Source organism: Gloeocapsa sp. PCC 7428 (assembly GCF_000317555.1).
Lineage (GTDB): Bacteria > Cyanobacteriota > Cyanobacteriia > Cyanobacteriales > Chroococcidiopsidaceae > Chroogloeocystis.
In genome coordinates this window covers 151,352-162,127 of the sequence record NC_019746.1, presented here as the reverse complement: position 1 = coordinate 162,127, position 10,776 = coordinate 151,352, and the positions used below count along the sequence as shown (strand labels likewise).

The following is a 10,776-nucleotide window of genomic DNA, read 5'->3' as shown; positions in this document are numbered from 1 at the left end:
GACTCAGATGGAATGGCTACATATCTGTGCAAAGTGGTAATCCGTAAGCAAATTCAATTAGCACTCACTAATAAGTAGCCCTCTTCAGAATTGATATCAACTATGCTTGAGTATTAACTTGTGCCGTCTGTAGAAAAAATTATCGGCTAATTGCTAAATTTATGCAACTATTATGAATAAGTGTTTGGACTGAGCGTCAGAATTTTAGACAACTTATGACTAAAACTAAGGAGCAGTAAGGAAAGTAAAAGTATTTATGTTAACCATATAAATTACTAACAACCGCTTAACACATCATTACGATCGCCAGCACTTCGCTAGAGCGAGGAGTTGATGTAACGAAATGGGAACTTGTGCAGGTAATCAGGTAGCGATCGCATCTCAGCCTAGTCGCAACAATTACCAATTACCATTCACTGAATAAGATTTTCATAAACCGAATCTCAAAAATTGTGGGTGTGAGAACAGTATTATGAAGCAAAAGTCATTTCTCTTGAGTCTATGGCTCATTAGTGTCGGCTGCGTAGTTGCGATCCCAGTTCAAGCAGACACAGCACTAAATCAATCAGTGTCGTCTACTCATACCGCGCAATTACCAGCGCAAATTAGTAATGTAACCCGTGTAACAAACGTAGAAGTTTACGAGACAGACGCGGGGTTAGAGGTTGTGCTGACAACGCCACAGCCGAACCAGTTACAACCTGTAACAAGTGTCGTCAACAATACCGTAGTTGCAGATATTCCGAATGCTGTCATCGATACACCACAAAGCGAATTTGAGTTTACAAACCCAGTCACGGGAATCACACGAGTAACAGTCCGAAGTTTAGCATCCGCGAGCATCCGCATCGAAATCACGGGACAGAATGCGCCACCTACTACAGCTTTTCGTGCCGAGGGACAAGAATTTATTTTGGGTGCTTCCACAACCGCCCAAGCGGATGCACCGATTGAAATTATCGTTACAGGGACTCGCGACCCCTTGTATCGCATCCCCGAATCATCCGTCGGCACGCGCACAGATACTCCTATTATTAACGTACCACAATCAATTCAAGTCATTCCTAGCCGCATCATCGAAGAGCAAGGCGCGACAACACTCGGTGAAACGTTACGCAATACGGCGGGAGTAACAAGCGGTCGTCTCCCCACCGATGCACCCGCAGTGACTCCGGTAATTCGCGGATTTGAAACTCGAAATGTTCTGCGCAATGGACAGCGCGATAGTACCTTGCGACGCATCGCCGGAACTTCTAATATCGAGCGTGTTGAAGTTTTACGCGGACCCGCATCCGTATTGTTTGGACAAGGCGACCCAGGTGGTACGGTCAACGTTGTGACGAAACAGCCATTAGACGAACCCTACTATATCATCGAATACATTGTTGGTCAGTACGGGTTACACCGTCCGGCGATTGATATTAGCGGACCTTTTGGCGATTCGCTACCAGGAGGATATCGTTTAAATGCTTCGTATGAATGGTCAAATAGTTTTAGAGACTTTGAGGAAACGCAATCGTTTTTTGTTTCTCCCGTAGTACGGTTAATAGATACCGAACAAACGCAACTCACCGCTGAAATTGAGTATTTTAAAAATTCGAGTTGGGGCGGTGCGCCCGAACTACCCGCCTTTGGTACTGTCATCAATAACCCAATTGGCGAAATTCGGCGGAGTGTGAACCTAGGAGAACCCGATTTAGCGGAAAGTGAAACCACCACTACACGCATCGGCTATCGGTTAACGCATAATTTTAGCGATAATTGGTCAATTAATAATGAATTTGTATTTGCTACCGTAGACGCTCCTGAAAATACATTTGCTTTAGGGCGATCGCTCGATGACGATGGACGTACGCTACAGCGTCTTCTTTTTATAAATCCTAGCGAAGAAAGTAGTATTAACTTTAACACAAACGTCATTGGTAGATTTGCGACAGGTAGTGTGCGGCACGAACTTTTGTTTGGGATTGAACTATCGAAAGATTCATTAGAAGATATTATTGACATTCAACCACTGGCTCCCATTGATATTTTTGACCCAGTTTATCAACCGGAAAGCCTACTTGATTTTGTCATTCCTTTGCAGAATACCCGCACCGAAAATAATTCGATTGGTTTTTATCTGCAAGACCAAATTTCTATTTCGGATGACCTGATCTTTGTTTTAGGCGGACGCTTTGATATTGCGGATCAAACATACGAAGATCGCGGCGATGACACCCAAAGTTTTGACCGTCAAGACCAAGCGTTTAGTCCGAGAGTAGGACTTGTCTATAAACCCGCAGCGAATGTTTCGCTGTATGCGAGTTACACCGAATCTTTTGTCCCAGTGGTTGGACGCGAACAAACGCGCGACCTAGCAACTGAGGAATTGATTATCGGCGATCCGTTACAGCCAGAACGTGGTAGACAATACGAGGTAGGCATCAAAGCAGATTGGTTGGAACAAAGACTTTCAACAACGTTGGCATTGTACGATCTAGAACGAACGAATGTAGTGGTATCGGGGGCAAATGACCCTTTTGTGACTGAACAAACTGGACTACAGCGCAGCCAGGGAATTGAGCTTAATGTCGTCGGAGAAGTGTTACCAGGTTGGAATATCTTAGCGAGTTATGCTTATACCGATGCTCGCGTTGTAGAAGATGACAGCATTGAGGAAGGCAACTTTTTGATCAATGTTCCGCAAAATGCGGCAAGTTTGTGGACAACGTATCAAATTCCAACAGGCGATTTACGCGGTTTAGGTTTTGGTGTGGGGTTATTTTATGCGGGAGAACAACAAGGCGATTTAGATAACTCGTTTACGCTTCCCAGTTATCTGCGTACCGATGCTGCACTATTTTATCAAGGCGATCGCTTTCGCGTTTCGTTAAATTTCCAGAATTTATTTGATGTCAACTACTTTGAAGGTGCGCGGGGAGATTTGCGCGTGATTCCAGGTGCCCCCTTTACCGTTTTTGGGAAAATTAACTGGGAGTTTTAATCGATGCGTACCTTCACGCTGATCTGGATTGGTCAAATGGCATCAACTATTGGTAGCTATATGACCGTTTTTGCCTTGACTGTCTGGGTTTGGGATGTCACAGAGTCAGCGACAACGTTAGCGCTGATCAGCTTTTTTTCGCAACTCCCCCGCATTTTAGCAATGGCGATCGCAGGTATCATAGTAGATCGCCTGAATCGCAAACATTTAATGTTGTTAGGCGATACCGCAGCAGTTTTCTGTACACTAATTATCGGTTGGCTGTACGTGGGCGATCGCTTGCAAGTTTGGCATTTGTATGCAGTTGTTGCCGCTTATGGCTGTTTTGGAAGTTTACAAACGCTTGCTTATTCAGCTTCCATCGCCATGTTAGTTTCCAAGCAACACTACACCCGTGCAGAAAGTATGGTGGCGGCGGTTAGTTACACTGGTGCAATTATTTCACCACTACTTGCAGGTAGCCTTTATCCAATTATCGGACTGACTGGAATTATTCTTATTGACTTGACGACTTTTGCGATCGCTTTTATCACACTGTTTGCTGCCCGAATTCCGCAACCTAACCGACAGCAAAATGTAATTATTAATTCTAAGGAAACTCTTTGGCAAAAACTTACTTTTGGTTTTCGATATATTTTGCATCGACCCAGTTTAGTAGCAATGGTAATTGCTTTTTCTTTATTCGCACTTCCTAGCGATATCAACCGAGTTTTATACAATCCACTCATATTAGCGCGTTCCGGCGGCGACGCTCAAATTCTTGGTAGCGTTACCACCGCAGCCGGTGTTGGCGGTGTTCTTGGTGCAGTCATTTTAAGCGTTTGGGGAGGTTTTCATCGTCGCATTCATGGAATGTTACTCGGCTTCACTGCCACAGGTTTATTCAAAGTCATTTTAGGCTTAGGACAAACGCAGACTGTATGGATAGCCGCACACTTTTTCGCGACGCTTCCTATTCCCTTATTCTACAGTTCGAGTAATGCGATTTGGTATGCCAAAGTCCCCCCAGATTTTCAAGGACGTGTTTTAGCGGCGGATCAAATGATTGGATTAATTGTAGGTGCGATCGCGCCCCTAATTGCTGGTCCCTTAGCCGATTACGTCTTTGAACCTGCGATGCAACCTCAAGGAAGCTTAGCACCTCTATTCGGCTCCATTTTTGGCACAACCACAGGATCGGGCATTGCCTTACTATACGTCATCACGGCAATTTTAATGCTCGCCGTTGGCATCAGTGGCTACGCCTTCCGCCCCCTCCGCGAAGTCGAGATATTACTACCTGATTATGAGGAAGTTAAAAACTAATGACGATGTCTGTATTTTTTTGTCCCCTATGCCCGTGACACAAACAAACGTGCAACTTCGCAAGCAAAACCAGGCAACAAAGGAGATGATAGCGCATCATCAATCAGTAAGGTGGCAACTAACGTCAATTGAGCTTGATTGCGGCGATAAACTTCAACTTTCAAAGCGATGCGATCGACAATCCAATATTCCTGAACTCCTTGCACCGAATACAATTTCAGCTTGGCAGAACGATCGCGATCTTCGTTAGCTTTTCCAGGGGAAAGCACTTCGACAACCAGTTCAGGTGCGCCTTGAAAATGCCCTGCCTCGTCTTGAATTTGCGCTAACCGTTTATAACTAACCCATACCACATCAGGAGCGACATTATCCGAGTCTGAAAAAATCAAACCAGGCATGATCGAAGGTTCTCCCAAACCACTTTCTAGGGACCAGCTGTTCAGTGCAGCAAAAATACATCCAACTACGTGTTGGTGTTTATGATGAGGCGATCGCGTCACAAACAGTTCTCCATCGATGATTTCGTAACGAATCCACTCGTTATCGGGTAGCGCTTCCACATCTCGAATTGTCCAGCGAACGCCGCCTGTAGTCTGACTCATGACAGTGCCTCTATTGTGAGGATATGTTCATTATAAATGAGGTAAAGAGGGGAACAAAAGGATGGAGAGGAGGTTTACCCAATCGCATTTATTGATATTATTTGTGCTTTCTATTACCCATTACCAATTACCAGCCTTTAAATTACATTCACTTTCATCAACTGACTAAAAAATGCTAATTAACCAATCCACTTTCTCCTCGCCGCGACCACTTTTTGAGTATCTCTCACAACAAAAATATTGGGAAGAGCGAGAAGCCTCAAACCCTGCACCTCCTGTAGACGATCCAACGCAACTGTTGCAAAACACACTCGATCAAATCTTCACCGGAGTTGGCATCAGTACAGCAATTGTCAGCGATGATATTGCATGGTATGGTGCTAGTGGTACCGCAAATTTAACGACAAATACACCAGTCACATCGAGCGATCGCTTTCAAATTGGTAGCATTACCAAAACATTTGTGGCGACAACAGTTCTACAGTTACTTGAAGAAAATCAACTCAGTTTAGAAGCTACTCTCAACCAATATTTACCAAGCGAAATTGTCAGCAAAATTTCTGACAGTGCAAATATTACTATCCGCCAATTACTCAATCACACCAGCGGCATTCCTGATTATTTGAGTGTACTACTCGATGAAGGTGTCAATCTTTTCAGAGAATGGCAACCCGAAGCACTTGTCGAGTTCATTGCTAACCAACCATTAAGCTTTAGCCCTGGTACTTCTTGGCAATACTCAAACACAAACTACATATTGCTAGGGATGATTGTCGAAAATATCACGAATAACTCGCTAGCAACCGAAATTCGCACTCGTATTCTAGAGCCATTGCAACTCGATAATACCTTTGTTGCCGACACCGAAGCAGTTCCTGGTGGATTTGTAAGCGGTTATTGGGATATTAACGTCGATGGCAATCTTGATAATACAGACTTTATCAGTCCATCTATCGTCGACGCTGCTGGAGCTATGGTTTCTAATACCGAAGATTTAGTAGACTTTGCACAAGCTTTGTTTGGCGGAGATTTACTCGAACCCACAACTCTAGACCAAATGCTTACATTCGTCGATGCATTCAACTCAAGGGCTTTCTCTGGATACGGGTTGGGCGTTGCCCGCTTAAACACGCCTGATGAATTGATTTACGGTCACAGCGGACTTACATTAGGGTATCGCGCAAATATGTGGTACGTTCCAGAAGATGACCTTGTCTATATCGATTTGCAAAACACACGCACGATTGATAACTTCATCGATCCCTTACTGACTACTTGGCGAGAGTATCAAGCAGATCAACCTTTGTTAAATGATGTGCGATCGCTACAGTTCGACACTCCTATTATTAGTACCAGTGAATCAGAGTTAGTTGGAGTACATTTTGATTCAGATCTCATAACCCTTGGTCAGCAAGAGCAATTCAACACTGAACCATCAAATTTATTAATGTCAAAAAACTTTTTCAATAAGCAATTCGATGATAGTACAAATCCTGTTCAAGTTTGTATGCCACAAATTATTTAAATTAAGTAAAAAGGAGTAATTTAAATCACACTTTTTTATCTTGAGTAATCGGTAGTTGAGGAATAGATATTCCTACTAATGACCAGTTACCAATTACCATGACCAGCCTTAGTGTAACATTTGTCTCACTCACTTACTCGAACGTATTTATCTATACAAACAGCATCAGAGTTTGAAACTTTAGCAGATTACTGTTTCCTAAGTAACAGTTTTAATAAATATACAAATATAGGACTTGCACCACCATAACTAAGATGATATAGTTTGGAGCAGTTAATTGAGAGTTATTCTCAACTTATTTTTTTAAGGGTGTGAAAAATCGTGAAAAATATTGCGAGCCGACTGATGTCTGCATCTCTATAGTTTGCACGCGAATCAATAGAACACTGTAAGCTGTAGTTCACAACCAGCCTAGCAGCGTTGTGCTACCTGCTAAGAAAAGTTTTGCTTTATAAATGGTTGCCTAGGCGAACCATTTAGATAGGATGTGTATGGCTGTTGCAACTAATTAGCAAACAGCCTCATGGAATTGTCCGTTCAAGACGGCTGTAAAGCCGAAAGTATTGAATCAACCATTTACATAACCTAGTACAGGCTATGCAGATAGTTCTAATGCTAGTGTGTGCGATCGCCAATCACCAATCAAGACATACAGGAAATACATGGCACCCAATATCTCTTTACAAACAATTACAGGCTCGTACGATGCCGATGACAATTTACTTGCTCCCGCGCTGGTAGATGGATTAGAGGATGGGGCTTCGGTTCTTAGTTTTGTTGTCAGTGCAGATGGAGAAATTCCAGACGAGGGTGTAGAGATTGTTATTAACAGCGATGTTGACATAACGGAGTATTTCCAGCGCTTGGGTAGAACCCCTTTTAGCCCTGGTGGAGAGGTATTAGAAGCTGTATACGATGACACAGGTAAAGCTACAGGGTTCAAATTCCGCCTAGATCAGCCTTATGCTGTAATTAACTTCTATATAGAAGATGACGGTAACACCGAAGGTGTGCGAGAAGCTACTTTCGCGTTGGAACCAGGAGACGGCTACACAGTCAACCAAAGAGCTAATTCTTCAACTGTCAGTGTTTACGACAGCTTGGATGATGTTCCTACCCCAACCGTTGTACCAGAAGTTGAATTTAACATTAGCAACCGTAGGCTGGTGGAATCGCAAGGCAATACAACAACTTTAAGTTTCAACTTGAGCGAACCACCTCCACCCGAAGGTGTTTTAGTTTATGTTGCTAGCCCACAGCGCGGCGCTTTAGGAGAATTTGACATCTTTCAAGCCGACGTTAGAGGTGGAGTCTTTCCAGCGCCCAACTTCCGCTCAACCGGATTTTATTTTAAAATTACCTCACAAAACGCTTCGATTACCGTGCCTGCATTTGCCGATGACGAAGTAGAAGGTATTGAAGGATTTAGTTTTGAATTGCAATCAGGTCCAGGTTACACCGTCGCAGCGGACAACGCGCCTATAAACCTGACAATCGCCGATACGCGCAATTCGCAGATTTCAGTTAGTCTTGCGACTGAACCAGAGTTGCTGATTGAAGCCGAAGGTACCGCCTCGATTCATACGTTTACCCTAAGTGCGCCTCCACCCACAGCCGGTGTTACGGTGAGTGTCGCAGCACCTGATTTAGGTGAGTTTGACTTAACTAGTATTTCAGTCGAAGGTGGTGAAATTGTCGATGTCCGCGATGATGGATTCGACCTCAAAATTACAAGTCAAACCGCAACGATTAGTTTACCTATTGCAGATGATGGAGTCATCGAGAAGTTAGAAACCGCAACATTCTCACTGCAACCTGGTCAAGGCTACATCATAAATCAGGAAGCCAATACAGGCACATTCCAGATCATTGACTCACCCGACCAAACACCGCCACCAAGCGCAATTTTAGAGCCAAACGACATTCTTTCTAAAGCAGTCGATACCAGATTAGGCTACAACTATACCGACGTTTCCTTCCGCAGTTCGCTCACCTACGATCGCAGCAACGTCTACGAAAATCCAGATGGTACTTTCACAGAGATTGACGCAGGTGAAGATGTTGATTTCTACAAAGTCGATCTCAAAGCTGGCGACAGGTTGATTGCTGACATTGACTCGAATCAGATTGATTTAAAAACACCGCTCATTCTTGATACAACGCTGCGCGTATTTGATGCCGAAGGCAATGAACTTGCCCTTGCTGATACCGTTCCAGCGCCTGGTGAAGAGTTTCAGTCAATCTGGGATGCTTATCTTGATTTCAAAGCTCCCACCGATGGTACATACTATATTGGTGTCAGCGCGTGGGAAAACTTCTACTACGACCCGAATGTACCTGGTAGTGGTAGTGGTTACTCTGAGGGAGATTTTGGTCCGCCTGGAGATTACGTTCTTAACCTTAAACTCAACGCAGATCCCACACCGATCGCAACGCCAATTCCTCCTAGCCTTGGTGAAGGTCCGACTGTCACCTTACAAACAATTGCGGGAGCCTTCAACGAAGACTTTGAAGCCGAAGACTACAGTGTTATTTCGCCTAATTTAGTAGAAAACGTTGATGATGGCGGTTCGGTACTAACGCTATCATTGCAAGCCGAAGGGGAAATTCCTGAAGGTGGACTGGAAGTTTACATCAATAGCGATATTGACATCAATGAATGGTTTGCTACCAACAGTTTTTATGGCAACAACAATGCTCTAGGAGTCTTTAGCCCTGGTGGTGAAGTTTTAGGACCAATCTATGACGAAACGGGTACAGCGACGGGAATCAAGTTCCGCATGGATGAACGCTACGCGCTCCTTACTTTACCAATACGTCGCGATGACGAAACCGAAGCGCCGCAACAAGGCTCGTTTTTCCTAGAAGCCGCCGAAGGTTATGTCCTAGGTGAAGAAGTAAGTCCTTCTAGCGTTACGCTTTACGACACTCTAGAGCAGGTTCCAGAACCCAGAGTGACTCCCGAAGTCAGCTTTAGAATCAGTAATACCGAGCTAGTTGAATCAGAAGGGACTCGCACAACGCTGACGTTCAATTTGAGCGAACCACCTCCAGCAGATGGTGTTCTCGTTTATGTTAAAGGCGATGCCAGGGGTGCAGTTGGTGAATTTGATATTTTTGCTGCTGAGGTGTTTGGCGGTGCGTTCCCGCCCGCGCCAAACGCCGATAGTAGTGGATTCTACTTCAAGATCACTGACCAAACAGCTAGAATTACGCTGCCTGTGTTTGCAGATGATGTTGTTGAAGGAATCGAAAGCTACAGCTTTGCGGTCGAATCAGGTCCAGGGTATACGGTGAATGCTAACGCGAGTTCTGAAAGTTTAACGATCGCCGACAACCGCGATTCACTCCTTCAAGTAAGCCTCAGCAGCGAACCTGAATATTTGATCGAATCTGAAGCAACGGTTTCGGTACACACATTTAACTTGAGTACAACACTACCCGATGAAGGCGTCACGGTATTCGTTAACGCGCCTGACCTCGATGAATTTAACTTAGACGAGATTGAGGTAACAGGTGGCAATATCACTGAAGTCACGGATGCAGGTTTTTCTTTCAATATTACCGATCGCGAAGCTGTTATTAGTTTACCTATAGCCGCTGACGGCGAAAATGAAGGGGCGGAAGAAGTCAGTTTTACTTTAGCAGCAGGCGACGATTACCAAATTGACCCCGAAGCTGACACCGCTAGCTTCACAATCGTAGATAATCCTCGACAAGCACCGCCAACGCAAACTGAAAGCGAAGCGAACGATACGCCTACATACAACGATACGATTGATACAGCCAATGCGCTGGAATTGAGTGCAGATAGCACTTATGCATCAATTAGTGGCGCGATCGCATACTATTACGGTCGTAACGGTGTCGATGCTTCTGATGATGTTGACGCATCCGAAGATGTCGATATGTACTCGTTCAGCCTTAACGCCGGAGATACCGTAAAGATTGACATTGATTCAATTGAGTACACAATTCCTGGTCTCGAACGCGCTCAAAGAGCAGACACTGAGTTACGCATCTTCGACGCTGACGGCACACAATTAGCATACAACGCTGAAGCGCCAGCACCTGGAGAAGTATTTGTTTCCGGACGCGACCCCTACTTAGAATTTACTGCTCCCGAAAGCGGCACGTACTATTTAGGAGTTGCGCAGTTGGGTAACACCAGTTATGACCCATTCACCGCAGGCAGTGGCAGCGGTCGCATCTTCCCGAATTCGGGTATCAATGTTGGCGAGTACGAACTAGCAATTGATCTAACCCCTGCGATTGGATAGCTATTTCAATATGCGAGGCAAACGCCGTTAATAACACGTTTGCCTTCGTAATAGTTTTGAAGATTGATGTTCACCTAC

5 protein-coding genes are annotated in these 10,776 nt (G+C 44.5%); 4 read left to right on the top strand and 1 reads right to left on the bottom strand.

Annotation, left to right across the window (positions count from 1 at the left end):
- Nucleotides 1–472: 472 nt before the first annotated feature.
- Together GLO7428_RS24570 and GLO7428_RS24565 are read left to right on the top strand one after the other, a co-directional pair.
- Nucleotides 473–2,986 (top strand): TonB-dependent siderophore receptor, encoded by a 2,514-nt coding sequence (locus GLO7428_RS24570; protein WP_015191274.1) that lies wholly within the window; start codon nt 473–475, stop codon nt 2,984–2,986.
- A 3-nt stretch (nt 2,987–2,989) separates the two neighbouring features.
- Nucleotides 2,990–4,291 (top strand): MFS transporter, encoded by a 1,302-nt coding sequence (locus GLO7428_RS24565; protein ID WP_015191273.1) that lies wholly within the window; start codon nt 2,990–2,992, stop codon nt 4,289–4,291.
- Nucleotides 4,292–4,317: 26 nt separating this feature from the next.
- Here the strand turns inward: GLO7428_RS24565 and GLO7428_RS24560 are convergent, their stop codons facing one another.
- Nucleotides 4,318–4,893 (bottom strand): Uma2 family endonuclease, encoded by a 576-nt coding sequence (locus GLO7428_RS24560; protein WP_015191272.1) that lies wholly within the window; start codon nt 4,891–4,893, stop codon nt 4,318–4,320.
- A gap of 172 nt (nt 4,894–5,065) precedes the next feature.
- On the opposite strand from GLO7428_RS24560, the gene GLO7428_RS24555 reads away from it, so the two are divergent.
- Together GLO7428_RS24555 and GLO7428_RS24550 are read left to right on the top strand one after the other, a co-directional pair.
- The gene (locus GLO7428_RS24555; RefSeq protein ID WP_015191271.1) at nt 5,066–6,418 is read left to right on the top strand and encodes a serine hydrolase; all 1,353 of its coding nucleotides are present in this window, start codon (nt 5,066–5,068) and stop codon (nt 6,416–6,418) included.
- Between the two features lie 662 nt (nt 6,419–7,080).
- Complete coding sequence (locus GLO7428_RS24550) at nt 7,081–10,698, top strand: PPC domain-containing protein (protein ID WP_015191270.1); 3,618 nt, start codon at nt 7,081–7,083, stop codon at nt 10,696–10,698.
- Nucleotides 10,699–10,776 lie beyond the last annotated feature (78 nt).